The organism is Bartonella taylorii 8TBB (assembly GCF_902825155.1).
In the GTDB taxonomy this organism is placed as follows: Bacteria; Pseudomonadota; Alphaproteobacteria; order Rhizobiales; family Rhizobiaceae; genus Bartonella; species Bartonella taylorii_A.
The window spans coordinates 14,359-38,074 of sequence record NZ_CADEAG010000007.1; the positions used below are offsets into that span (position 1 = coordinate 14,359).

At 38.1% G+C, this 23,716-nt stretch carries 24 protein-coding genes; 10 read left to right on the forward strand and 14 right to left on the reverse strand.

Features of this window, described 5'->3' with window-relative positions; genetic code table 11:
• Window positions 1-2 precede the first annotated feature (2 nt).
• Window positions 3-2,591, reverse strand: coding sequence for a type I DNA topoisomerase (gene topA, locus J7R13_RS06255; RefSeq protein ID WP_208437940.1), 2,589 nt, complete (start codon window positions 2,589-2,591; stop codon window positions 3-5).
• A 265-nt stretch (window positions 2,592-2,856) separates the two neighbouring features.
• On the opposite strand from topA, the gene J7R13_RS09660 reads away from it, so the two are divergent.
• Window positions 2,857-3,063: a hypothetical protein gene (locus tag J7R13_RS09660; protein ID WP_246786300.1), complete on the forward strand. Its 207-nt coding sequence runs from the start codon at window positions 2,857-2,859 to the stop codon at window positions 3,061-3,063.
• Here the strand turns inward: J7R13_RS09660 and dprA are convergent.
• The 4 genes from dprA to J7R13_RS06275 are packed head-to-tail and all read right to left on the reverse strand — an operon-like array spanning window position 2,993 to window position 7,098.
• Window positions 2,993-4,213, reverse strand: a complete 1,221-nt coding sequence (gene dprA / locus J7R13_RS06260) for a DNA-processing protein DprA (RefSeq protein WP_484791201.1) — start codon at window positions 4,211-4,213, stop codon at window positions 2,993-2,995. The genes J7R13_RS09660 and dprA overlap by 71 nt on opposite strands.
• Window positions 4,203-4,823 (reverse strand): glycerol-3-phosphate 1-O-acyltransferase PlsY, encoded by a 621-nt coding sequence (gene plsY, locus J7R13_RS06265; protein WP_208437941.1) that lies wholly within the window; start codon window positions 4,821-4,823, stop codon window positions 4,203-4,205. The genes dprA and plsY overlap by 11 nt, the downstream gene beginning before the upstream one ends.
• 17 nt (window positions 4,824-4,840) lie before the next feature.
• A complete protein-coding gene (locus J7R13_RS06270) occupies window positions 4,841-6,136 on the reverse strand; it encodes a dihydroorotase (RefSeq protein ID WP_208437942.1) in 1,296 nt (431 codons plus the stop codon).
• Entirely contained in the window at window positions 6,133-7,098 is a 966-nt protein-coding gene (locus J7R13_RS06275) for an aspartate carbamoyltransferase catalytic subunit (protein ID WP_208437943.1), read from the reverse strand. The genes J7R13_RS06270 and J7R13_RS06275 overlap by 4 nt, the downstream gene beginning before the upstream one ends.
• A gap of 127 nt (window positions 7,099-7,225) precedes the next feature.
• Between J7R13_RS06275 and J7R13_RS06280 the strand changes: the two genes are divergently transcribed.
• Window positions 7,226-8,854 carry an acyl-CoA dehydrogenase family protein gene (locus tag J7R13_RS06280; RefSeq protein WP_208437944.1) on the forward strand — a complete coding sequence of 543 codons (1,629 nt, stop codon included), beginning with the start codon at window positions 7,226-7,228 and terminating at the stop codon, window positions 8,852-8,854.
• On the opposite strand, the gene ruvX is transcribed toward J7R13_RS06280, so the two are convergent.
• Window positions 8,839-9,318, reverse strand: coding sequence for a Holliday junction resolvase RuvX (gene ruvX / locus J7R13_RS06285; protein WP_208437945.1), 480 nt, complete (start codon window positions 9,316-9,318; stop codon window positions 8,839-8,841). The genes J7R13_RS06280 and ruvX overlap by 16 nt on opposite strands.
• 140 nt (window positions 9,319-9,458) lie before the next feature.
• Here ruvX and gatC point away from each other — a divergent pair, with 140 nt between their 5' ends.
• Both gatC and gatA read left to right on the forward strand, forming a co-directional pair.
• The gene (gatC, locus tag J7R13_RS06290; RefSeq protein ID WP_078691706.1) at window positions 9,459-9,746 is read left to right on the forward strand and encodes an Asp-tRNA(Asn)/Glu-tRNA(Gln) amidotransferase subunit GatC; all 288 of its coding nucleotides are present in this window, start codon (window positions 9,459-9,461) and stop codon (window positions 9,744-9,746) included.
• A gap of 31 nt (window positions 9,747-9,777) precedes the next feature.
• Window positions 9,778-11,262 carry an Asp-tRNA(Asn)/Glu-tRNA(Gln) amidotransferase subunit GatA gene (gatA, locus tag J7R13_RS06295; protein ID WP_004859918.1) on the forward strand — a complete coding sequence of 495 codons (1,485 nt, stop codon included), beginning with the start codon at window positions 9,778-9,780 and terminating at the stop codon, window positions 11,260-11,262.
• A gap of 91 nt (window positions 11,263-11,353) precedes the next feature.
• Here gatA and J7R13_RS06300 read toward each other — a convergent pair whose 3' ends face one another.
• From J7R13_RS06300 to J7R13_RS06320, 5 genes are all read right to left on the reverse strand, one after another.
• Window positions 11,354-12,064, reverse strand: a complete 711-nt coding sequence (locus tag J7R13_RS06300) for an ABC transporter ATP-binding protein (protein WP_208437946.1) — start codon at window positions 12,062-12,064, stop codon at window positions 11,354-11,356.
• Window positions 12,051-12,833: an ABC transporter ATP-binding protein gene (locus J7R13_RS06305; RefSeq protein ID WP_208437947.1), complete on the reverse strand. Its 783-nt coding sequence runs from the start codon at window positions 12,831-12,833 to the stop codon at window positions 12,051-12,053. The genes J7R13_RS06300 and J7R13_RS06305 overlap by 14 nt, the downstream gene beginning before the upstream one ends.
• Entirely contained in the window at window positions 12,830-13,888 is a 1,059-nt protein-coding gene (locus J7R13_RS06310) for a branched-chain amino acid ABC transporter permease (RefSeq protein ID WP_208437948.1), read from the reverse strand. Before J7R13_RS06310 ends, J7R13_RS06305 begins: the two co-directional genes overlap by 4 nt.
• On the reverse strand, window positions 13,888-14,964 hold the full coding sequence (locus J7R13_RS06315) for a branched-chain amino acid ABC transporter permease (protein ID WP_208437949.1): 1,077 nt from the start codon (window positions 14,962-14,964) through the stop codon (window positions 13,888-13,890). The genes J7R13_RS06310 and J7R13_RS06315 overlap by 1 nt, the downstream gene beginning before the upstream one ends.
• Before the next feature lie 119 nt (window positions 14,965-15,083).
• On the reverse strand, window positions 15,084-16,217 hold the full coding sequence (locus tag J7R13_RS06320; RefSeq protein WP_208437950.1) for an ABC transporter substrate-binding protein: 1,134 nt from the start codon (window positions 16,215-16,217) through the stop codon (window positions 15,084-15,086).
• Window positions 16,218-16,554: 337 nt separating this feature from the next.
• On the opposite strand from J7R13_RS06320, the gene J7R13_RS06325 reads away from it, so the two are divergent.
• The 4 genes from J7R13_RS06325 (at window position 16,555) to J7R13_RS06340 (ending at window position 19,227) form a co-directional block, all read left to right on the forward strand.
• The gene (locus tag J7R13_RS06325; RefSeq protein ID WP_208437951.1) at window positions 16,555-17,130 is read left to right on the forward strand and encodes a cold-shock protein; all 576 of its coding nucleotides are present in this window, start codon (window positions 16,555-16,557) and stop codon (window positions 17,128-17,130) included.
• A gap of 209 nt (window positions 17,131-17,339) precedes the next feature.
• Entirely contained in the window at window positions 17,340-17,864 is a 525-nt protein-coding gene (locus J7R13_RS06330; protein WP_208437952.1) for a DUF192 domain-containing protein, read from the forward strand.
• Window positions 17,854-18,627, forward strand: coding sequence for an alpha/beta fold hydrolase (locus J7R13_RS06335; RefSeq protein ID WP_208437953.1), 774 nt, complete (start codon window positions 17,854-17,856; stop codon window positions 18,625-18,627). Before J7R13_RS06330 ends, J7R13_RS06335 begins: the two co-directional genes overlap by 11 nt.
• A 387-nt stretch (window positions 18,628-19,014) precedes the next feature.
• Window positions 19,015-19,227, forward strand: a complete 213-nt coding sequence (locus tag J7R13_RS06340; RefSeq protein WP_040297034.1) for a DUF3126 family protein — start codon at window positions 19,015-19,017, stop codon at window positions 19,225-19,227.
• Window positions 19,228-19,272: 45 nt separating this feature from the next.
• On the opposite strand, the gene radC is transcribed toward J7R13_RS06340, so the two are convergent.
• Genes radC through sfsA form a run of 3 tightly spaced genes read right to left on the reverse strand, consistent with a single transcriptional unit; the run spans window position 19,273 to window position 21,623 of the window.
• Window positions 19,273-20,067 carry a RadC family protein gene (gene radC / locus J7R13_RS06345; RefSeq protein WP_078691701.1) on the reverse strand — a complete coding sequence of 265 codons (795 nt, stop codon included), beginning with the start codon at window positions 20,065-20,067 and terminating at the stop codon, window positions 19,273-19,275.
• Between the two features lie 16 nt (window positions 20,068-20,083).
• The gene (map, locus tag J7R13_RS06350) at window positions 20,084-20,914 is read right to left on the reverse strand and encodes a type I methionyl aminopeptidase (protein ID WP_208437954.1); all 831 of its coding nucleotides are present in this window, start codon (window positions 20,912-20,914) and stop codon (window positions 20,084-20,086) included.
• On the reverse strand, window positions 20,907-21,623 hold the full coding sequence (sfsA, locus tag J7R13_RS06355) for a DNA/RNA nuclease SfsA (RefSeq protein ID WP_208437955.1): 717 nt from the start codon (window positions 21,621-21,623) through the stop codon (window positions 20,907-20,909). The genes map and sfsA overlap by 8 nt, the downstream gene beginning before the upstream one ends.
• Window positions 21,624-21,941: 318 nt before the next feature.
• Here sfsA and J7R13_RS06360 point away from each other — a divergent pair, with 318 nt between their 5' ends.
• A complete protein-coding gene (locus tag J7R13_RS06360) occupies window positions 21,942-22,778 on the forward strand; it encodes an RNA methyltransferase (RefSeq protein WP_078691700.1) in 837 nt (278 codons plus the stop codon).
• Window positions 22,771-23,586, forward strand: coding sequence for a glutamate racemase (murI, locus tag J7R13_RS06365; RefSeq protein ID WP_208437956.1), 816 nt, complete (start codon window positions 22,771-22,773; stop codon window positions 23,584-23,586). Before J7R13_RS06360 ends, murI begins: the two co-directional genes overlap by 8 nt.
• The last annotated feature ends 130 nt before the right edge of the window (window positions 23,587-23,716 follow it).

The following is a 23,716-nucleotide window of genomic DNA, read 5'->3' on the forward strand; positions in this document are numbered from 1 at the left end:
ATTTATGTCTCTTTTCTTTTGGAAGGAGCTCTTTTGGTGGTTACTTTTTTACTGGAAGCTTTACCGGTTATTTTTTTACTAGATGCTTTAGCCGATATAAGTTCTAATGCTTCTGAAAGTGTTACACTAATTGGTTCTTTATCTTTTGGCAATGTTGCATTAATTTTACCCCAATTAACATACGGACCATATCGCCCATCGCGTATAGTTACAGTCCCTCCATCTGGGTGATCTCCTAATGTTGCAAGGGTTGCGGATGCTGTTCTATTTCGCGTTGTTTTATTTTCTTGTCTTTCGGCAAGCACTGTAACAGCGCGATTGATGCCAATATCAAAAACTTCATCTGCATGAAGAAGGGGCGCTGATTTGCCATCATGACTAAGGTAAGGGCCATAGCGTCCAATTGTGGCTGTAATTATTTTACCTGTTTCAGGATGTGTTCCAATTTCACGGGGGAGTGATAGTAAGGCCAAAGCTCTATTGAGAGTTATATTTTCTGTTTGCCATTCTTTTGGTAGTCCTGCACGCTTCACTTCTTTGCTTTCACCAAGTTGAATATAGGGGCCAAAACGACCATTGCGAAAAGAGATCTCTTTTCCTGTTTTAGGGTCGACACCAAGTATAACAGGTTCATCATTATGCATGGCTTCATTCTCTTCTCCTGTATCTGTTCCAAGTTGGTGTGTGTATTTGCATTCGGGATAATTAGAACAGCCAACAAATGCACCATAACGCCCAAGTTTTAAGGATAATTGGCCGTTTGTACAGAGAGGACAAGAACGGATATCACTTCCATCTTCACGTACAGGGAAAGCGAGAGGCGCTAATGTCACGTTTAAAACGTCAAGGACATTAGTGATACGCAGTTCTTTGATACTAGTAATAGACGCGTTAAATCCATCCCAAAAATCGCGCATTACATCTTTCCAAGAAAGTTTTCCATCCGATATAAGATCCAGTTTTTCCTCAAGATCAGCTGTGAAACCATATTCTACATAGCGATTAAAAAAATTTTCAAGAAAGGCTGTAACAATACGTCCTTTAGCATCAGGAATAAGCTTTCGTTTATCAATTACAATATATCCACGGTCACAAAGTGTGGACAGTGTAGATGCATAGGTTGAAGGACGTCCAATTCCTAGCTCTTCCAATTTTTTAATTAAGGAAGCTTCAGAATAACGGGGAGGTGGTTCTGTGGTATGTTGTACAGATTCAACTTTTTCTTTTGTAAGCGTTTCACTAGTGTTTATTTGTGGCAAACGTGTTGCTTCATTTTCTTCACTATTTTCTTCCTCTCGTTGATCAGTGTAGACAGAAATAAAACCATCAAAACGAATAACAGAACCTGTTGCACGTAGATTTGCGCAGTTTTGTCCTTGCTGTGCTTCAATTTCAACAGTTGTGCGTTCAATTTCAGCAGAACGCATTTGGCTAGCAATGGCACGTTTCCATATCAGCTCATAAAGCTTTACCTGATCACTGTCGAGAAAATTGCGTACTTGATTGGGAATGCGTTGAAAATCTGTTGGGCGTATAGCTTCATGTGCTTCCTGTGCATTCTTTGCTTTTGTTGAATAAAAACGTGGTCTTTCAGGAACATAGTCACTACCAAAGGATTCATGAATGACTTTTCGTGCTGAAACAATCGCTTCCGGTGCTATTTGCACACCATCAGTACGCATATAGGTAATAAGTCCAGCCATTTCACCATTAATTTCAATACCTTCATAAAGTTTTTGAGCAATTTGCATGGTGCGAGAGGCTGAGAATCCTAGTTTTGAAGAAGCCGCTTGCTGTAAAGTGGATGTTGTAAACGGAGGAGAAGGATTTCTCTTTGTGGGTTTTGCTTCAACACTAAGTGTACGATATTTTGCTTCCTCTAACATAAGGCGAATTTGATCTGCTTGTTCTTGAGATTGAATGTCCAGTCTACCAATCTTTTTTTGATTAAACATTGTTAATCTTGCTTGAAAAGTATCATTTCGGATGGTTTTTAAGTCTGTTGTAATGGACCAATAATCTTCTTTGACAAAATGCTCTATTTCTGATTCACGATCACAAATAATACGTAAAGCAACCGATTGAACACGACCAGCCGAACGTGCACCGGGAAGTTTACGCCATAAAACAGGTGAAAGTGTAAAACCTACAAGATAATCAAGAGCGCGACGTGCAAGGTAGGCATCTACAAGTGATGTATCAATATCACGTGGATTGTCCATAGCATCAAGCACAGACTTTTTGGTGATGGCATTGAACACAACGCGTTTTACAGGTTTATCTTTTAAAACTTTTTTTTGACGAAGAATATCCAGAATGTGCCAAGAAATAGCTTCCCCTTCACGATCAGGGTCCGTTGCTAAGATGAGGCTATCGGCTTCTTTGACTGCTTTTGCTATTTCATTCAAACGCTTAGCGGCAGTAGAATCTATATCCCATTTCATAGAAAAATCTTGATCAGGTAGAACAGAACCATCTTTTGCAGGCAAATCACGAACATGTCCGAATGATGCCACTACTTTATATTGAGATCCAAGATATTTATTAATTGTTTTTGCTTTTGCTGGAGATTCAACGATAACGATATTCATAATTTTACCCGAATGTTGAAATGAAAGCCTTTTTATAACTCCCTTTCACACGAATAGCTAATAGCAATTAGTTAAAAGCACATAAAAAAAATATTAGCCATATAAAAAACATTAATATTGTACAACTTATGATTGTTATTATTAAAATATACCCTATATGAAACTATACAATTTACTTTTTACTGTTAATACAAAAACATACGGCAAAATACTAAGATAACATCTATTGAGAAGTAGGAAAGGAAATGCTCAAGGATAGAGGATTATGTTTATAAATAATTTAAAAGTTATCCAATATATTACAGATATGTCAAAACAAATGAATCAGATGGCACGTCAAGCACATAGCCCGCTTTTAGCATTGCTTTTGGACATGGTTGCCAAAGAAGGGCAAAGCATTATTAATAGTGCGGAGGCTCTTGGGGAAGATCCGGACTCGACAATGACACATAACCACCAGAGTGTCGAATAAGCTTTCCAGCAAGCTCGAGCTCCACCAACAAGAGATAGAGGTTTGGGAGTGAAATATCTGAATGGGTGCGAAGTGTGTCTAAATCGATTGGAGTTGTGGAAAGGGCGGAAAGAACAGCTGCGCGTTCTTTTTCGTCCCCAACGCAAGAGTGACGGCTGTTTTTTTCATCAGTTACACTCGAACTGTCTTTTTCAAGTTGTAGCGAAACTGATTTTCCTTCCTCAAAAAAATTGAGTTGAGAATGAGTGACTGCTGGAGTTAATGGTGTGAGTGTTTCTATAATGTCAGAAGGATGGGTGGTGAGCAGGGCACCTTCCTTGATGAGATTGTTTGTACCAACAGACCTTGGATCAAGTGGAGAACCGGGAATGGCGAAAGTCAAACGTCCCATTTCAGCAGCTTGGCGTGCGGTAATTAAGGAGCCTGACCGTAGAGCGGCTTCTACGACCAAGAGCCCAAGTGATAGCCCTGCAATAATACGGTTTCTTCTCGGAAAGTCGATAGCACGCGGTTTCCAAGCAATGGGCATTTCACTGATAATCGCTCCACCGTTACTGATAATATCTTCATGCAGTTTTTTGTTTTCAGGAGGATAGATGTGATCAATTCCACCAGCCATTACTGCAACTGTGCCTGTTAATATGCTTGCTTGATGTGCAATACTATCAATGCCACGCGCTAATCCAGAAATTGTTGTAAAGCCAGCTTCCCCAAGAAAATTCGCAAATTGAGCAGTGAGCTTTTTGCCAGCAGCTGAGGCATTTCGAGATCCAACAATTCCAACAGAAGGTTTCTGAAAAACCAAAATATTGCCTTTTATGGCAATAAGCGGTGGAGATGCTTCTGTTACCTTAAGAAAAGCTGGATAATCTGGTTCTCCTATACCAACAAACCGAATACCTAATCTTTCGGCTTCTTGCATTTCTTTCTCTGCTTCTTCTATTGTTGTTATTCGAACAGACGTAGGAAGACCACCCTTTCTACTAAGCTCGGGAAGCGCTTCCAAAGCATTTTCTGCCGTTTTATAATGATCAATAAGGTTACGAAAACTGACTGCTCCAATATTTTCGCTACGCAACAACCGTAACCAGTTTAAACGTTGACGGTCAGTGAGCAGGATTCCCTTATTCATCCCCGTTTTAAGTGCCAATCTTGCTTTCTTTCCCAACTAATAATTTACTGATATTTGTATGATGTTTTATAATCACCAAGATGCTCATCGTAATTACCATACAATGGGCATAGAGATAAGGATAGGAAAAATACACAAATATTGGAGTGATAATAACAGAAACGAGTGCGGATAATGAAGAGTAGCGCGTGAGTAGAAAAATCACCATCCACACAATAATGAAAACAATTGCTGCTGGCCAGTAGAATCCTAAGCATATACCCAAATAGGTGGCAACACCTTTACCACCTTTAAATTTGAGCCATATGGGACAAAGATGGCCTAATAAAGCAAAAAAACCAGCTAGAAAGATAACAATACTGTTTTCTATTGGATTACTCAAAAATTTTATAACAAGAATAACAACGGTTCCCTTCAATATATCGCAAAGAAGTGTGAGAGCAGCAACTTTTTTATTTCCTGTTCGTAGAACATTGGTAGCTCCAATATTTCCGGAACCAATCGTTCTCACATCACCAAGTTTGGCTAATCGCGTAAAAAGAAAACCAAATGGGATTGATCCCATAAGATAGGACATTAGAAATATAAACCATGTAGTGAACTGTAAAAGTGTCTCACCTTCATTCATTAAAAATCTCATTAAGTTTATTGATCAAGTTTAAAAATTGATTGTCCTTTAACAAAGGTTTGGATAACACGTCCTTGGAAGCGTGCATTTTCAAAAGGTGTATTTTTTGAGCGTGAATACAGCCTCTCTGTAGAAACGGCCCATGGCTCCTCAAGATCAACCAAAATAAGATCTGCATGAACACCTTTTTTGAGTGTTCCTGCATTAAGTCCAAAGAGTTTTGCAGGTGTGGTTGATAAAAGTTCCGTTAATCGTAGAAGGGATATACTTCCATTATGGTAAAGACGTAAAGCAGCACTCAATAAGGTTTCCATACCAATGGCGCCTGCGGCCGCATCGTTAAATGGTAAACGTTTTTTGTCAATACTCTGGGGATCATGGGAAGAGACGATAATGTCTACTGTTCCATCTTTTATTGCTTCAATCATTGCCATACGATCTTCTTCTGTGCGTAGTGGGGGGATAAGACGGAAAGAGGTACGATATTCACCGATGTCATTTTCATTAAGAGATAAGTGATTAATGGATACGCCGGCTGAAATCTTCTCACTTCGCTGCTTTGCTAAGTGAAGTGCGTCAGCAGATAATTTTGTCGATATTTGTGCAGCATGATAGCGTGTTTGTGTTAATGCCGCTAGGCGCAAATCTCTTTCGAGTGGGATGATTTCTGCTTCGCGAGGTATTCCAGAAAGACCAAGCCAACTCGCTAATAGACCTTCATTGATAACACCTTTTCCTGTAAGGTCCTTATCTTGCGTTTCATGCATCAATGGAACATCGAAGTCACGTGCGTAAGTCATTGCACGACGCATAACAGATGAATTTTGAAGTGTTTTTTTTCCTTCACTAAAAGCAACCACTCCTGCTTCTTTGAGTAAGCCAAATTCGGTTATTTCTTGTCCGTTGAAACCTTGCGTGATCGCAGCAACGGGATAAATATTGACCGATGACATTTCTTGTGCTGTACGCTTAATGAATTCAACAAGGGGTATATTATCAATGACTGGATTTGTGTCCGGCATCATAAGGAAGGAAGTAATACCACCTGCTGCTGCTGATTGGCTTGCTGATGCAATTGTTTCAAGACGTTCATTTCCTGGTTCTCCAACAAAAACGCGAGCATCAACAAGTCCGGGTAGAATTGCTTTATTTTGTGCGTTAATAATCTCTGCCCCATCGGGAACTCCCTGATTCAAGGCTTCTTTTCCAGCAGCTGTAATTAGTCCATTTTCAACAATAACTGTGCCAATTTCGTCGATTGCGCGTGAAGGATCAATAATGCGGGCGTTTTGAAAGACAATTGGCTTTGTCATATTTTGTCTCCACTTGGCTGAAGGCGTGAATCCAATAAAGCTTCCATGACAGCCATACGCACAGCGATTCCCATTTCTACTTGTGTATGAATCATACTTTGTGGTCCATCGGCTATATCAGATGCGATCTCTACACCACGGTTTATTGGACCAGGATGCAGAATAATGCAATCATTTTTAGCGTAGGCTAAATTTTCTTTATGTAAGCCAAAATAATGAAAATATTCACGAATGGAGGGAATAAAGGAACCTGTCATACGTTCATGTTGTAAGCGTAGCATCATAATGACATCGGCACCTTTAAGTCCTTCTTTCATTGTGTTAAAAACCTCAACGCTCATATCAGCAACTCCTGCGGGCAAGAGTGTTGAAGGAGCGACAGCACGAACCCGAGCTCCCAAAGCATTGAGACTGAGGATATTGGAACGGGCAACACGTGAGTGCAGAATATCTCCACAAATCGCAACGGTTAATCCTTCAATACGGCCTTTTGTTTTTTTTATGGTCAAAGCATCTAATAAAGCCTGTGTTGGATGTTCATGGGCACCATCACCTGCATTAATAACACAGCAATTCACTTTTTGTGCCAACAAAGCGGCTGCTCCAGCGCTACTATGGCGAATGACGAGTATATCTGGTTTCATTGCATTGAGGGTTGTAGCTGTGTCAATTAATGTTTCCCCCTTTTTTACAGATGAATTGCCAATGGCCATACTCATCACATCGGCTCCTAATCGTTTTCCAGCTAATTCGAAGGAAGATTGTGTTCGCGTAGAAGCTTCAAAGAAGAGATTAATTTGGGTACGCCCAAATAACAGAGATTTTGTTTTATCAATTTTTTGAGAAAGGGTAATATGTGCATCTGCGCGATCAAGTAATGTGGTAAGGTCTTGTATACTTAATCCTTTAATGCCTAAAAGATGTTGGTGGGGGAAAAGGGGAAAAAAAGTGTTTTGAGTCATAGCATTCTTTTTTATCTCTCTCTAAACAGATTAAACAAGCATTTGTTTGAATATAATAAATGTTTTTTTAACTGCAAAACGACAAATAGTCTATGATATGAATGATTTGAATAATAGGAATATGCCTATGAGTGCTGTGTCTGCGCAAAATGTTCGCCGAAAAAATACGTTTCTCAGTGATACGCTTATGTTTCGTATTGCTTCTACTTTGCCTAAGTTTTTATTAACAAGTTTTGAAGAAATAGGAGATTTTGTAGCAAGTCGTGAAGCGTGGGAACATTCCTTTTTAGCGAATCGTTATCGGCCAGTATTGCGCTATAATGACGAATGGGGACTGACAACAGAAAAATTAGAGATACATTCCTCTTATCAAGCTCTTCAAAAGTATTCTAGACAAGCTGGTCTTGTCACATCGCTTTGGGAAAATACTTCTTCAGAAAATGGGGTGCGCTATCAAGCGCGTGCTATCCGCTTGGCTTTATCTGCTAGTTTGGAAACAGGACATTTGAATGAGATTATTATAACAAGTGCTGCTATTGCAGTCTTAATTAGTGATGTGGAGCTTTTTAAAAAATGGCAAAATGTACTCTTATCACGTCAATATGATTTATCGTCCAAGCCGATTAATAGTAAAAAGGCTGCTTCACTTACTTTTGCTTTTGATGATGTTGAACAACGCGAAAAATATTCTTTCAATTTTCCAAGTGTTAAGAAAATTTCTTTTGATGAGAACATAGGGCGTGATTTGTATCGTTTAAATGTTGTAAAAACCAATGTTATTAACCCTATAGCAGATGGATATCTTGTGAGTGCAGAGTTAGATGGTCATTTAAGCTGCTTTTTCGTTCCCCGTATACAAGAAAATGGTGCATTAAATGGTATCATATCAGTTCGCCATTTGGTGCAGCGTTCTGGAGAAGCTTTAACGCCAGAGGGGGTTGTCGGTTTCCAAGGGTGTTATGGTTGGCTTTTGGGAAATGTTGGAGAGGGAATTAAAGTCATTAAGGATATCGAAACAATGATGCGTTTTGATCAATCTGTTGTATCGGCAGGTGTTCTGCGGGCAGCCCTTCAATTTGGTATAGATTTTTTTCGGCAAAAAATGCCAGATCAGGCTTTACCACCACTGACAGAACGTATTTTTGCAGATATTGCACTGGATATTGCAGCTGCACAAGCATTGGTTTTACGTTTAGCGCGAGCATTTGATAACGCTGCAAATGATCGCTCTGAAGCAGCTTTTGCGCGAATCATGACGCCTATTATTTCTTATCACGTAAGCCAATTAGTTATTCCTATTATTGGTGAAATTATTGCACAGCTTGGCATTGAAAGCTTTGTAGAGGGTAATCCATTATCGCAAATGTTGTGTAATGGCCCTGCACGAATTGTGAGAAATAGTTCTTCTAATCAATTGGTAAAGGATGCAATTCTCATTGCTGAAAAAGCACCAGGATTGTTCCAAAAACTGTTAGAAAAAATTGCTCTTGATATTGGTCCAGCAGGACCACGAGCCATTGAGATTATTAAGTCTGCTGTAGAGATGGTATCGACAAACGAGGGAGCCGGAAGATTTTTTGTTGAACAAGTGGCCTATGCAGCGGCAGCAGCAGCGTTACGTTCTACTGACATAGAGCATGTTGCAAATGCTTATATGGAAAGCCGCCTTGGAGGACAATGGAGATCCTCTTATGGAATGCTCATTGCACGATATAATGCTGGACATTTGTTAAATGTTCTTTATCCTTCTATATGATGGAGGCTTTGTATTCTGTTAAGAGCGCCTTGTAATATGAAAGCGGCAGCAGCCGAATCAATACGGGTTGCTCTTTTAGCACGCGATACATCCATTTCTAGAAGAAAACGTTCTGCGGCAATTGTCGATAAACGTTCGTCCCAAAAAACAAATGGGATTTCTGTATGTGTTTCCATATTGCTCACAAAAGTTCTGGTTGCTTGAGCACGAGGACCGCTGCTGCCATTCATGTTAAGAGGTAAGCCAATGATAACAGCTCCAACGTTTTCACGATCAAAAATCTGTATAAGCGCATGAGCATCTAGCGTAAATTTTTTTCGTTGAAGTACAGGACGCGGATTTGAAAAAGTTAGTCCCATATCAGAAACCGCAATTCCGACAGTTTTTGTGCCCAAATCTAAGCCTGCTATTGTTTGCCTAGGTAAGAGATGTGTAATAACTTCATTTATGTTAATAATGGTCATGAGGTTTATAATTTAGATCTTTTCGTGTTTCAGGTTCATAGTTATATTCTTTATTTGCGTTATCAATACTCTTGCGCTTGCAAATGCAGCCTTGTATAGCCGATAAATGAATATCAAAATAAAAAGCAGAAAGGCATAGTATGTCTGTTGATCAAGAAACCGTCAAGCGGATAGCACATTTAGCACGTATTGCTGTTCATGACGATGAAGCAGAGCGTATGACAAAAGAACTCAATGTCATTTTAGGTTTTGTAGAACAATTGAATGAAGTCGATGTCAGTCGTGTTGAACCATTAACCTCAGTGATGCCAATGACACTACGAATGCGTGAAGATAGTATCACAGATGGTGATAAAGTCGCAGATATCGTAGCAAATGCACCTGTTACGGAGGAAAACTTCTTTCTTGTCTCAAAAATCATTGAGTAATTTTTTATATTTTAAAAACTTGAGAACCAATATGACCGATTTAACAACTTTCACAATTGCACAAGCCCGTGATGCTCTCATAAAGAAAGAGTTTAAAGCAACTGAATTAACAGAAGCTTATTTAAAAGCGGTTGAACTGGCGAATCCAACTTTGAACGCTTATGTGGTAATAACAGCAGAACAAGCAAGAAAAATGGCTACTGAATCAGATAGCCGTTTAGCTAGAGGGCAGGGGAGGATTTTAGAAGGAATCCCTTTGGGAATTAAGGATCTTTTTGCAACACAAGGTGTTCATACACAAGCCTGTTCACACATCCTTGATGGTTTTAAGCCGCATTATGAATCAACCGTAACTGCTAATTTATGGCAAGATGGAGCCGTTATGTTAGGTAAGCTTAATATGGATGAGTTTGCTATGGGATCCTCCAATGAAACGTCATATTATGGTCCAGTTGTTAGCCCATGGAGAAAAAAGGGTTCTCATGAAAAGCTCGTACCTGGTGGTTCTTCAGGTGGTTCTGCAGCTGCTGTTGCAGCACGGATTTGTGCTGGTGCAACAGCAACAGATACAGGTGGTTCAATACGTCAACCAGCGGCATTTACTGGGACGGTAGGGATTAAACCAACTTATGGACGTTGTTCACGGTGGGGAACCATCGCTTTTGCCTCATCACTTGATCAAGCTGGGCCTATCGGGCGAGATGTTCGTGATTGTGCTATTTTACTTCAATCAATGGCTTCTTTTGATGAAAAAGATTCTACTTCCGTGAATTTGCCCGTTCCTGATTATGAAAGTTATCTTGGTCAATCAATCAAAGGAATGAAAATTGGTATTCCGAAAGAATACCATCTGGAAGGAATGTCTCCTGAAATTGTCGAACTTTGGCAAAAAGGAATGAGTTGGCTAAAAGAAGCAGGTGCTGAAATTAAAGATATTTCGTTACCACATACAAAATATGCCTTGCCTGCTTATTATATTGTTGCTCCTGCAGAAGCATCTTCTAACTTAGCACGCTATGATGGTGTTCGTTTTGGTCTCCGTGAACCGGGAAAAGATATCATTGAAATGTATGAGAAAACTCGTTCAGTTGGTTTTGGAGATGAAGTCAAGCGGCGTATTTTGATTGGTACTTATGTTCTCTCATCAGGTTATTATGATGCTTATTATCTTAGAGCTCAGAAAGTACGAACATTAGTGAAGCATGATTTTGATCAGTGTTTTGCTTCTGGCGTTGATGCTATCCTCACACCCGCAACACCAACACCAGCTTTTGGCATCGCTGATGAAAAAATAAAACATGATACTGTAGCAATGTATCTCAATGATATTTTTACTGTACCAGTTAATATGGCAGGTTTACCAGGAATATCTATTCCTGCTGGTCTCTCATCAAATGGTCTACCACTAGGATTGCAATTGATTGGTAAACCTTTTGCTGAAGAAGTTATTTTTCAGATAGCACACATTATAGAACAAGCAGCGGGAACATTTAACTCTGAAAAATGGTGGGTATAATAAAGAAAACCTTCATCAAAAAAGCATTTCTCTAACAGAGAGATGCTTCAGAAGAGAATGAGCCTATTGTTTTTTTAACATTGTGTAGTTTTTATCCACCAAGATATGCTTCTTTAACACGTGGATCAGAAAGCATAGCTTTACCTTCACCATGAAATAAAATATGCCCTACTTCTAGAATATAAGCATAGTCAGCAATAGAAAGTGCAGCAAATGCATTTTGTTCAATAAGAAGAACAGTTTTTCCCATATCATTAATTTTTCGGATAATCGAAAAAAGTTCCTTTACAAGAAGCGGTGCTAAACCCAGAGAGGGTTCATCTAATATTATCATGTCAGGATTACTCATAAGTGCACGGCCTACAGCAAGCATTTGTTGTTCACCACCTGACATTGTTCCTCCCAATTGTTTTGCTCTTTCACGTAAGCGGGGAAAAAGATCGAATATCCATTCGATATCACGGGCAATCCTTAGTTTATCATGACATATATAGGCACCTAAACGTAAATTTTCTAAAACAGTAAAATGCGGCATAATGCGCCGTCCTTCAGGACTTAGAGCAATCCCCAACCGCAAGATTTTTTCCGGTGATTTTTTAACAATTGATTCGCCTTTATAGATAATCTCTCCATAAACAGATCGATTAAGTCCTGTAATGGAACGTACAATGCTGCTTTTTCCTGCTCCATTGGCACCAATTAAAGTTACTATACTTCCCTTTTTTATAGACATAGAAAGATTTTGGATAGCTTTAATGGCGCCATAATGAACGTGAAGATTTTTGATTTTAAGAATATCCATAGACATCTCCGCCAAGATAAGCTTCAATAACTTTAGGGTTGTTACGAATTTCATCTGGTGTGCCATTGGCTATGCAACAGCCATACTCCATTACCCAAATATATTGACAAAGCCCCATAACAACTTTCATATCGTGTTCAATAAGCAGAATAGTAAGATCGAAGTCTTTTTGCACTTTTGCTATGAATTTTCTAAGATCTTCACTTTCCTGTGGATTCATTCCAGCCGCAGGTTCATCAAGAAGAAGTAATTTGGGCTTTGTTGCTAGAGCACGCGCAATTTCTAGACGACGTTGTACACCATAGGGCAGAGTCATTGCGGATTGATTAGCAATGTGATCAAGTTGTAACCGTTCAAGAAGTTCCATTGAATTTTTATGGATTTCTCTTTTTTCTTTCAGTGCTTTTGGAAAAAACAAAGCTGAAGAAAACCATGGATATTTTTGTCTGACATGAGCTCCCACCATAACATTTTGCAAGACCGTTAATCCTGAAAACAGGCGAATATTTTGAAATGTTCGTGCAATATGACGCCTGCAGATAATGTAAGGAGGGGCTCCAGAAACTTTTTTCTCCTCAAAAAGAATTGTTCCACTTGTGGGAGTATAAAATCCTGAAATCATGTTAAAAACAGTTGTTTTTCCAGCACCATTTGGACCAATTAATCCAGTAATGGTACCACGTTTGATTGCTATATTAATGTTATTTACAGCAACCAACCCACCAAAACGCATCACGATATTATCGAGTGAAAGGATGGTGTCGTTCATAGTTTTCCCTCACTATTAGGGAACTTCTTGCGTGTTAAAAAGCAATAAATCCCATTCCACGAGAATTCATGTTGCCCCAACAATCCTTTTCGCCAAAATAAGATAATCATTAACAATAACAGAGAAAAAACAACCATACGGAGTCCTGGTATCCCTGGAATATGTATAAAACCTAAGTCAAGCGGACTTTCAATAATACGAAGCCATTCAAGCATGACTGTAATAATAATGCTACCAATAATGCTCCCTGTAATTGAACCAAGACCACCAGCAACAACAATCATCAAAATATTAAAGGTTAGGAGAAAGTTAAACATTTTTGGATCAATCGTTGAAATAAGGGCAGCCATCAATGCTCCTCCTATACCGGCAAAAAATGCACCAACAGCAAAGGAAAAGCTACGGTAAAAAAAAGCGTTAATCCCCATCGTTTTCGCGGCTATTTCATCGTCACGAATAGCACGCAATACGTTACCAGTATTGCTTCGCAGTAAGAAAATAATAAAGATAACTGTAAATGCTAACCAACCATAGTTCCACCATAATGTCGCATTTTGAGGTATTCCTTTGATCCCCAAAGAACCATTTGTTAGGGATGTCGTGTTCGTAATAATAATTCGAATAATTTCTGCAAAACCTAATGTTGCAATTCCAAGATAATCGCCACCAAGACGTAACACTGGAAGAGCAATCAATAAACCTACGATTGCAGCACACAGACCACTTATAACAACAGCTACAAAAAAAGGTAATTGCAAATAATGCAGCGGCTCAGCTATAGGTTCGAGAATCCACATCATTTCTTTTTGTTCAGGGGAAAGAAGTAAAATTGCACATACATAAGCACCAATGGCTATGAAGCCAGCATGCCCAAGAGAAAACATACCTGTGAAGCCATAAATTAAATTAAGTGAAATTGCTAATATCGCATTAATAGCAATAAGATTAATAACACGAAGTGTATAGTCGTTAAAATAGTTGTTTGCATAAAATAAAAAACCAATAAAAATCAAAATACTGGCACATGACAGAAAAGTTGTAGCTAATTTTGCCATTAAATTTTCTCCTGACTTTTTTTGCCCATTAAACCAGTGGGCATTACCAATAAAATCAGAATCAATAAAATAAATGCGAAGGCATCTCGATATCCAGATAAAGCAGGAAAGAATGCAATAATCATAATTTCAATAAATCCTAGTAATAATCCACCTAACATCGCTCCTGGAATTGAGCCAATACCTCCGATAACGGCTGCAATAAATGCTTTTAGTCCAGGAAGAACGCCCATATAAGGTTGAATTTGAGGGTAGCGCAGAGACCACATGATTCCAGCAATAGCAGCAAGTGCTGAGCCTATCCCAAATGTGAATGCAATGACTTTATTGACGGAAACACCCATCAAACGAGTCGTTTCAATATCATATGAGATTGCACGCATAGCGAGACCAGGCTTTGTTTTATGGATAATCCATAGCAATAATACAATCAGAAAAAATGACACAGTAGGAACAATCAGGGACATAGGAGCAATTCTAATGATTCCTTCTGAGTTTTGTCCTACATGCCATAGAATCGGCTTTACAAGAAAATCTGGCTGCTTTACCCCTTTGGGAACACCACTAAAGAGTACGGTAGCAAGATTTTCAATAAAAAAGGAAACTCCTATTGCACCAATAAGTGCTGAGATACGTGGAGCATGACGCAGAGGTCTATAGGCAAATTGGTCAACAGTAACACCTACTGCACTTGTGATAAAAACTGAAAAACAAATAGCTAAAATCCAAATTGGTGTAAAATCTTGTGGAGCAATTTTAAAATAATAAATGAACCCTAGAGCAAGAATTAAAAAAACAGCTATCCAATACACTGGAGGCCGTTTTTTAAACCCTATAAATACCGAGTAATAAATGAGAACGGCTAGTAACACAAGAAGGATAGCGCCCCACGCAGGCATAAAGCTAATTGTGGAAAAGAAAACAAAATACGCTCCCAGCATAAAAATATCACCGTGAGCAAAATTAATGAGTCTCAGGATACCATAAACCATGGTGTAACCAATAGCGATAAGCCCGTAAAGTGACCCTAATGCCAGTGCATTAAAAAAATACTGGATGAACATTTCAGTGCTCATCTCTTGTCCTTCCACATTTGTTAATTCATACAAGATGAAACATGAAGCCTTTAAACTTTTAGTTGAGAAAAAATCCTCAACTACTTTCTGTATTTTTATGAGTAAAACTTCCTGATTTTTTAAAAAGCAGGTTTAACTTCATCCAAATAGACCCGTTTCCCACCCTTTATTTCAATTATACCGATAGGAATTTTAGGATTATGGTTTTCATCCATAGACATAGCACCGAAAGGTGTTTGAAAATCTTTTAATCTGCTAAGTTCTAAAGTGATCTTTTCGCGATCATCACTACCAGCATTTTCAATAGCTTTCATAAACATCATATAACTTGTATATCCTAAAACAGAATTGATATTTGGCTCCTTATCAGGATAGTTTGCATACCACTCATTTGTGAATTCTTGTGCAGCTGCTGACATGTTTGGCATATCTACACTGTAGGGAAGTGTTGTATGTAAGAAACCTTCTGCAGCCTTTCCTGCGATTGTAGTAGTTTCTGGATTATCCATAGCATCTCCACCCATAATCCGAAACTTTGCACCTAACTCACGCGCTTGTTTCATGATGATAGCACCTTCGGAAAAATAGGAGGGAATAAATAGAATATCAGGTTTTTGCGCTATAATCTGTGTGAGAACAGCTGAAAAATCCTGATCTCCGGAATTATAGTTTAAGTTTGAGATAACTTCACCACCTAGTTTTTTGAAAGCGCGTGCAAAATAACTTGCGAGGCCAATCGCGTAATCGCTTGATATATCTTTGAGGATAGCTGCCTTTTTTACCTGTAAAGTCTGAGCTACATAGGTTGCAATTCCTATACCTTGATAGGAGTCAATAAAGCAAGCACGAAAATAATATTTTTTGCCTTGTGTAACAAGCGGACTCGTTGAAGAGGTTGCAATAGCCGGAGTCTTTTCTTTTTCAGATATTTCTCCACCAGCCAACGAGAGTGAAGAGCCATAACTACCAATGATTCCGCTAACTTTCTCACTAGCAGTTAAGCGCATAACAGCGTTAGCTGCTTCTACTTTATCGGATTTATTATCAATGATAATGAGTTCTACTTTACGTCCCAGTATTTCTGGGATTTTTTTATGTGCCAGCTGTATACCTCTCATTTCAAGCTGACCTCCAAATGCATTTTGTCCACTTAATGGAAGGTAAACACCAATTTTAATAGGCTCACTCGCGCAGACATTCGCTACAAACGCTGTTACAGCAGCGAGTGTAGTAAATATTTTTCTTAATTGCATTGTACACCTGCCTTAGTTTAGTTGTGGATCTTTATCGTAACTTTTAGTCCTTCTTATATTGAACTTCCTCATCATGCAAGCTACACGTTATGCAAATATCGCTATGTGAAAAACCTTAGCTATATTACCTCTTGTAAAACGCGTGTTGTGAGATATTTGAAACAGACGATCAAACATTTTTGTAAATATTCAGATTTATGGAGTGATATTAATATTAAGAGATGCGACAATATGGGGAAATCTTATCTTGGGGCTTGCGTGTTGATACAAGAGCAATGTTTACTTAAAAGTAGAGAATCAATATCGTGTAATTAGACCTACAGGATCACATTTTATTATGACAAGTAAGGATGCATTAAAGGATTATTCCCTGTCTGAAGACAGTTTAGGTGCTTGTGGTGAGATTATTGAAATTAGCGGTGTCATTAAGTGGTTTGATGGTAGTAAGGGGTATGGGTTTATTATACCTGATTTGCCTGGTTTTCCTGATATATTGTTGCATGTTACGGTAATGCGAAGGGATGGGTTTCAAACAGCTCTGGAGGGTGCCAAAGTTGTCTGTGCTGTGGAAAAAACTGAGCGAGGGTTAAAGTGTGTTCAAGTAAAATCCATAGATTGTTCTTCAGCGGTTCATCCGTCAGAGATTCCAGTCCGTACACATGTTGTTGTCACTCCAGAAAGTGGTTTAGAGCGCGCTATTGTTAAGTGGTTTAATCGAGATAAAGGATTCGGTTTTCTCAGCCGTGGACAGGGAACAGAAGATATTTTTGTTCATATGGAAACATTGCGTCGTTTTGGTTTAGCAGAGCTTCGTTCTGGTCAGGTTGTCCTTGTGCGTTTTGGTAAAGGGGATAAAGGCTTAATGACAGCAGAAATTTATCCAGATATAGGGATTCCGTTTGTTACGCATTGAATTTCCTCTTGATGTCAAATGCTCTCTTTGTTTTTTTTAGAGAGAGCTGTTGCTGTGCAAATATGACCAGAAGTAACTATGAAGCCAGCAAGTCCAAGAAGAAATATATCTGTAAAGCCGTAAATCAAATGAGGTGCGTTGCGAGCTTTTTAAAATTCTGGTGTTTTTTATGTAATAAAATTGAAGAATTATCTGTGGTGGTGATAAAAATGTTAAAGCCTTTTAAAAGAGGGTGCGTTGTTGTATTAACTCTGCTTTATATGTTAGAGTTGAGTGTAGCTGTAGCAAAGAAACCCATGGAGCTTCCTCTTCATCCTGTTCCTTTAAGGATACAGACAAAGCAAGGGACGGTCTCTTATAGGGTAGAGATTGCTTTTACGCAATCTCAAGCGGCAGCTGGTTTAATGTATCGTACTGATTTTCCGCGTAATCACGCAATGCTCTTTAGGCAGCAGGAAAGTAAGAAATTAAAGGACAAGCAGAAATTTTTCATGTGGATGGCAAATACGCCTTTATCCTTAGATATGATTTTTTTAAACGCTGAGGGAGTTATTGTATCTATTGTCGAAAAAACTTCTCCATTTTCAACGGATATTATTTCATCAGTAGTTCCTGCAACTTTTGCACTTGAAGTTAACGCTGGTGAAGTTTCTGAAAAACAAATAGAGAAGGGACAACGTGTTATTCATCCTGCTATTTGTGGAAAGTGCGAAGGCATAAATAATGACGGCTGAAGATATTCGTTTTTTTGAATATGACGCTTTGCGCTTTGCTTACCGAGAAGAAGGGCAGGGAACGCCTATTTTGTTAATTCATGGTTTTGGTTCTTCCGCACGTGTAAATTGGTATTCAACGGGTTGGTTTCGCACCCTTACTGAAGCGGGATATCGTGTTATTGCTCTTGATAATCGAGGACATGGAGATTCAGTTAAAAGTTACGATCCTTCTTTTTATACGCCTCAAGCTATGGCTGGTGATGCCGTGAGATTGTTGCAGCATTTAAAATTGTCTAAAGCACATGTCATGGGATATTCTATGGGTGCTCGAATTAGCGCATTTATGGCTCTTTTGTATCCAACATATGTACACAGTGTTATTTTTGGTGGTTTAGGTATTGGTATGGTAACAGGAGCAGGGGATTGGCAACCTGTTGCTGAGGCGCTTGTAGCAGAAGATATTTCTACCATTACCAATCCACGTGGTTTGATGTTCCGTAAATTTGCAGATCAAACTAAAAGCGATAGGTGTGCTCTGGCTGCTTGTATTATCACATCAAAACAGGAATTAACAGCATCTGAGGTTTATAAAATTAAACAACCTGCACTTGTTGCTGTTGGTTCATTAGATGAAATTGGTGGTGAAGCAGAACCATTAGCGGCTTTGTTGCCCTATGGCGAAGCATTACTAATTCCTAATCGAGATCATATGTTTGCTGTGGGAGATAAAGTCTATAAAAAAGGCGTTATCGATTTTCTTTCTCGTTATCCTATCATATGATGAATTATTCATAAGTTTGAGAGTTTGTGAATAATTTAATATGTTTTATATCGAGTAAGGCAGAAAGTTTATTCAGATGATTAATACTTCGTCAAAATATGTTTATGAGTGCGGGTATTAAAATTGAGAATAAGGTGGAAATCATTAAAAATTTACGGTTTTCTAACCGTTTTTTTGTTTTTTAATCTATACGGTTATATTTCAACAATAGACTTTTTAACAAAGACCTTTATTAAAAATTTGTCAAGACAGTGCTATTTTGAGTGTGAATAATACATATAAGCAAAGATTGAAACTAAGATTTTTTACTATCTTTACAGAATCATAGGAGTACCTTATTTGCTACCCAAGAATTAATTTAAAAATCTCAAAAGATAGGAGAGCATGGTGGATGCTGATGAAATAAAAAAACTTGATAGTTATTTTAAAAACATATTCCGAAATTCAGCATTGCAAGTGAAAACACGGCCTAAAAAGGATGATTCTTGTGAGGTTTATATTGGAGATGAGTTTTTAGGTATTATCTATCGAGATGAAGATGAAAATGAACTATCATACAATTTCTCAATGGCCATATTAGATATTGATTTAGAAAATTGATTCGTTATAAATAATTGAATAAAATCTTTCTTCATTCAATAAGATTTATATGATTTTTAATGCTTTAAAACTTGTATGCGTGTTTCGTGCAATAATAAGGTGGTCATGAATAACAATGCCTAACGCGTTTGCTGCATCTTTTAATCTATATGTCATTGTTATATCTGCTTTAGAAGGTGTCGCATCACCAGAGGGGTGATTGTGTACTAAGATAAGTCCTGATGCGGATAATTCCAAAGCTCGAGAAATTACTTCACGTGGATAGACAGGAGTATGATCAATGGTTCCAGTTTGTTGTACTTCATCAGCAAGTAAACCATTTTTCTTATCAAGAAATAAAACGCGAAATTGTTCGCGTGTTTCATGAGCCATGACAGCTTTACAATAAGCGAGTACTTTATCCCATGATGAAAAGATATCACGTTTAAATAACTCTGCACGAACAATGCGTCCAGCAACGTCTGAAATAATTTTCAAATCAGTTGCAGTTGCTGGCCCACATCCTTGAATTTCTTGAAGTCGATGAATATCAGCACCCAATACATCAGCTAATGAGCCAAAACGTGCTATCAAGCTCTTGGCTATTGGTTTTGTATTTGCTCGGGGGATAGTGCGAAAAAGCAGTAATTCAAGGTATTCATAATCCTCAATTGCATTTCCTTTTGACTTTAAATAGCGTTTACGGAGTCGTTCACGATGTCCTTGGTAATGCTTATGTGTTTGCAAGCTTTTCTGTAGGTTTTCATTTTTGGTTTTTGATATTGGAGTAAGTGGAGAGCATGATGTTAAAGCAAAATGGTTGCTTTCGATGTCTCCTTTTTTATTTATTTTTTTAGCCATGTTGTTTCTACATTATTTAGGCATGTAAATTGGGAATATAAAAAATATCTTTAGGAGATTGTGTAAAAATTTCGTATCCTTCATTTGTTACACCAATTGTATGTTCGTACTGTGCGGTAAGAGATCGATCGCGTGTAACGGCAGTCCAGCCATCAGATAAAATCTTAACCTGTGGCTTTCCAAGATTGATCATGGGCTCAATTGTAAACATCATACCCTGTTTTAGTTCGATCCCTTCTCCTGGGTTTCCATAATGGAGAATATTGGGCGCATCATGAAAAAGCTGACCAATTCCATGACCACAAAAATCTTTTACAATTGAGCAGCGTTCAGATTCTGCATACTGTTGAATGGCAGCGCCAATATCACCTGTGGTTGCTCCAGGTTTGACTGCAGCAATTCCTCTCATAAGACTTTCATGTGTTATTTTTAGCAAACGTTCGGCAGCACGTCTGATTTTTCCCACAGGGTACATGCGGCTTGAATCTCCATGCCAACCATCGAGAATAAAAGTTACATCAACATTAACGACGTCACCTTCTTGTAAAGGCTTTTTATTGGGAATCCCATGGCAAACAACGTGGTTGATGGATGTACAGCATGAATGTCCGTATCCATGATAATTCAGGTCAGCAGGAAGTGCTCCCTGCTTAGCACCAAAAATAAACACGAAATCATCAATTTCTTGCGTAGTAACACCAGGCTTAATAATATCCGTGAGTGCATCGAGACATTCTGCAGCAATGCGACCAACTTCACGCATTTTAACAAAAGCGTGCTCATCAAAAATGCGGATTTGCCCATTAAATTTTAAGGGTACTTTATTATAGTCAATATATTCAATCATTGCTTTTTCTGTTTTCTATTTTTACTCGATGAATCGGAAAAATACCTTCTATATTTACGTGACATTTTACAGCATAAAATTCTACCCCTGATTTTAATGCTAAATCAAACTTACGTCCATAAGTTGGATCAAGATCATGGCAAATTGTGAAAGATGAACAATCTTCCCGTTGAATTATATAAAGCATAGCGGCTCGTTTTCCTTGTTGCACAATTTTTATGAGCTCTTCAAGATGGCGTGTGCCGCGTTTTGTTACGGTATCAGGAAATTCTGCTAATCCTTTTTGGCGAATAAAGTGGACATTTTTGACTTCTAGGTAACAGTCAGGTTGAACGCCATCACGCAGAAGAAAGTCAATCCGTGATTGTGTACCATAGTTTTGTTCTTTCAAAATTGTTTTGTACCCGCTTAATTCCGGTAATAATCTATTTTGAATTGCTTCCAATGCAAGTTTATTGGGTAAAGTTGTATTGATACCAACCAAAGTATTATTTGCCTCGATAATTTCTAATCGATATGTGTATTTTCGCTTGGAATTGTTGTTACGTGAAAGCCAAATATTGGAGTTTGGAGTCGTCAATCCAAGCATCGATCCTGTGTTAGGAACTGATACCGTGAAGATTTGTTGATCGTCCCATTTAACATCAGCAAGAAAACGTTTATAACGACGGATGAGTTTTGCAGGAAAAAGTTTGGGAATAAAGAGCATATACCTTTTTTAGAATGTATAATTTTTTAGTTCAACTCAGATTGCTATTTGTAAGTGTTATAGAATATTAAATAACGCGCTGTGGATGCAAAAAACATTAAGGTAATTCGTATAACCGCTCTAAGACTTAAAATGAAAGTTCATTTTTTTCACAATTCATTGTTAATCCTTTTAAAATTATTATTTCATAAACTCTTAATGAAAAGATAATATGCACCGTAACTTGTTATTTAAAAGGTTGTTTTGGGGCATATTCTATTAAAAGGTTGTATTCAAAAACAGTTATAGGGGCAGAATGTTTGGAATTAGGTAAGACTGATGGCTGGAACTGATAAGAATCGTACAAATTTAACAAGTGGTCCAACTATTATTTTAGTTGAACCGCAGTTGCCTGAAAATATTGGTATGGTAGCAAGGGCTATGGCAAATTTTGGGCTCTCTAAGCTCCGGTTAGTTAAACCTCGAGAAGCATTTCCAAATGAAAAAGCCAGAGCTGCAGCTAGTAAAGCAGATCATGTCATTAATGATACAATGATTTTTAATACGTTGCGTGATGCTATTGCGGATTTACAGTATGTTTTTGCTACAACGGCACGTGAAAGATGTGGTTTTAAAACTGTAAAAAGTGCTGTTGAAGCAGCGTGTATGTTACGTCAGTATGAGAATATTGGACATAAAACGGGTATTTTATTTGGAAGAGAGAGATGGGGACTAGAAAATGATGAAATCAGTCTTGTTGATGAAATTATCACTTTTCCAGTCAATCCTGCTTTTGCATCACTTAATATTGCACAAGCAGTTTTGCTTATATCTTACGAATGGATGAAATCAGGTTTGGAAGATGTGAGAGATACAGCTTTTCGTGCAATAGAGATGAAGCCAGCGAATAAAGCAACCTTTCATGGTTTTTTATCTCAGTTAGAAGGTGCTTTGGATATCCGTGGATATTTTAGACCCCGAGAGCGCAAAGAAGTGATGGTTGCAAATCTGCGCTCTGTTTTCACGCGTGCTCATTTTAGTGAATCTGAGATTCGCTTGCTACGGGGAGTTATATCTTCATTGGATCATTTTTCGCCTAAATTTCCACGAGGAAGTGGTGCGCCTGTAGATCGTGATCGCAAAAAATTAAAAACAAGTGTGAATACTGATGGATGAACGGCCTGTTCTTTTTTTTGATAGTGGTATTGGCGGTTTAACGGTGTTGAGGGAAGTCCGCGTTCTTATCCCTGAAAGACAATTTATTTATGTTGCTGACGATACGGGATTTCCTTATGGAAGTTGGGAAGAAAATGTTCTGAAAACCCGCATTTTAAAGATTTTTAAAATTCTTTTAACACTTTATAACCCTGCTTTATGTGTAATCGCTTGCAATACTGTTTCTACACTGATGATGGCAGATTTACGACAAAAATTTCCCCATATTCTTTTTGTAGGAACAGTTCCTGCAATTAAATCAGCGGCAGAACAAACAAAATCTGGCTTTATTTCAGTATTAGCTACTCCTGGGACAGTTAAACGTGCTTATACACATGAATTAATCAATTCTTTTGCTGCTCAGTGTCATGTTCAGCTTGTTGGAAGTGAAAAACTTGCTGGATTTGCTGAAGATTATTTACGTGGAAAATCTATCGATTTAAGAGAATTACGTCACGAAATTCTTCCGTGTTTTGTTGAAAAAAATGGTAAATATACTGATATCATTGTGTTAGCTTGTACACATTATCCTTTTTTGATTAACTTCTTTCGTGAACAAGCTTTATGGCCTGTTGAATGGATTGATCCAGCAAAAGCTGTAGCTAAATACACAAGATCATTATTACCGGCAAGAATGCATCAGCAAAACAAAAAAAAGCATCATAAAGATTTTGCGTTGTTTACATCGCAAAATATAACTTCTTCAACGAAGCATTTGTTAAAAGGATTTGGCTTAAATATTGTGAAAGGAGTTGACTTTTGGGTATGAGATCAATAAAGTTATTTTAGCTGTTTTCTTTCGAGAAAGCAGTATCAATTGACGTGTCCCGTGGATGACTTTGCATATTATTTATTAAAGTGTCCTGTCGGTCTTTTTATTTAAAGGCAGAGGAGGGTGC

Bases quoted from the DNA above. Each gene is read 5' to 3' on its own strand.
- J7R13_RS06335 (WP_208437953.1), top strand. From the start codon at position 17,854: ATGACGGCTGAAGATATTCGTTTTTTTGAATATGACGCTTTGCGCTTT.
- map (WP_208437954.1), bottom strand. From the start codon at position 20,914: ATGATTGAATATATTGACTATAATAAAGTACCCTTAAAATTTAATGGG.
- J7R13_RS06320 (WP_208437950.1), bottom strand. From the start codon at position 16,217: ATGCAATTAAGAAAAATATTTACTACACTCGCTGCTGTAACAGCGTTT.
- topA (WP_208437940.1), bottom strand. From the start codon at position 2,591: ATGAATATCGTTATCGTTGAATCTCCAGCAAAAGCAAAAACAATTAAT.
- J7R13_RS06270 (WP_208437942.1), bottom strand. From the start codon at position 6,136: ATGACAAAGCCAATTGTCTTTCAAAACGCCCGCATTATTGATCCTTCA.
- J7R13_RS06300 (WP_208437946.1), bottom strand. From the start codon at position 12,064: ATGGATATTCTTAAAATCAAAAATCTTCACGTTCATTATGGCGCCATT.
- J7R13_RS06275 (WP_208437943.1), bottom strand. From the start codon at position 7,098: ATGACTCAAAACACTTTTTTTCCCCTTTTCCCCCACCAACATCTTTTA.
- J7R13_RS06315 (WP_208437949.1), bottom strand. From the start codon at position 14,964: ATGAGCACTGAAATGTTCATCCAGTATTTTTTTAATGCACTGGCATTA.
- murI (WP_208437956.1), top strand. From the start codon at position 22,771: ATGGATGAACGGCCTGTTCTTTTTTTTGATAGTGGTATTGGCGGTTTA.
- J7R13_RS06330 (WP_208437952.1), top strand. From the start codon at position 17,340: ATGTTAAAGCCTTTTAAAAGAGGGTGCGTTGTTGTATTAACTCTGCTT.
- ruvX (WP_208437945.1), bottom strand. From the start codon at position 9,318: ATGACCATTATTAACATAAATGAAGTTATTACACATCTCTTACCTAGG.
- gatA (WP_004859918.1), top strand. From the start codon at position 9,778: ATGACCGATTTAACAACTTTCACAATTGCACAAGCCCGTGATGCTCTC.
- radC (WP_078691701.1), bottom strand. From the start codon at position 20,067: ATGGCTAAAAAAATAAATAAAAAAGGAGACATCGAAAGCAACCATTTT.
- gatC (WP_078691706.1), top strand. From the start codon at position 9,459: ATGTCTGTTGATCAAGAAACCGTCAAGCGGATAGCACATTTAGCACGT.
- J7R13_RS06325 (WP_208437951.1), top strand. From the start codon at position 16,555: ATGACAAGTAAGGATGCATTAAAGGATTATTCCCTGTCTGAAGACAGT.
- J7R13_RS06305 (WP_208437947.1), bottom strand. From the start codon at position 12,833: ATGAACGACACCATCCTTTCACTCGATAATATCGTGATGCGTTTTGGT.
- J7R13_RS06310 (WP_208437948.1), bottom strand. From the start codon at position 13,888: ATGGCAAAATTAGCTACAACTTTTCTGTCATGTGCCAGTATTTTGATT.
- plsY (WP_208437941.1), bottom strand. From the start codon at position 4,823: ATGAATGAAGGTGAGACACTTTTACAGTTCACTACATGGTTTATATTT.
- J7R13_RS06360 (WP_078691700.1), top strand. From the start codon at position 21,942: ATGGCTGGAACTGATAAGAATCGTACAAATTTAACAAGTGGTCCAACT.
- J7R13_RS06280 (WP_208437944.1), top strand. From the start codon at position 7,226: ATGAGTGCTGTGTCTGCGCAAAATGTTCGCCGAAAAAATACGTTTCTC.
- sfsA (WP_208437955.1), bottom strand. From the start codon at position 21,623: ATGCTCTTTATTCCCAAACTTTTTCCTGCAAAACTCATCCGTCGTTAT.
- J7R13_RS09660 (WP_246786300.1), top strand. From the start codon at position 2,857: ATGTTTATAAATAATTTAAAAGTTATCCAATATATTACAGATATGTCA.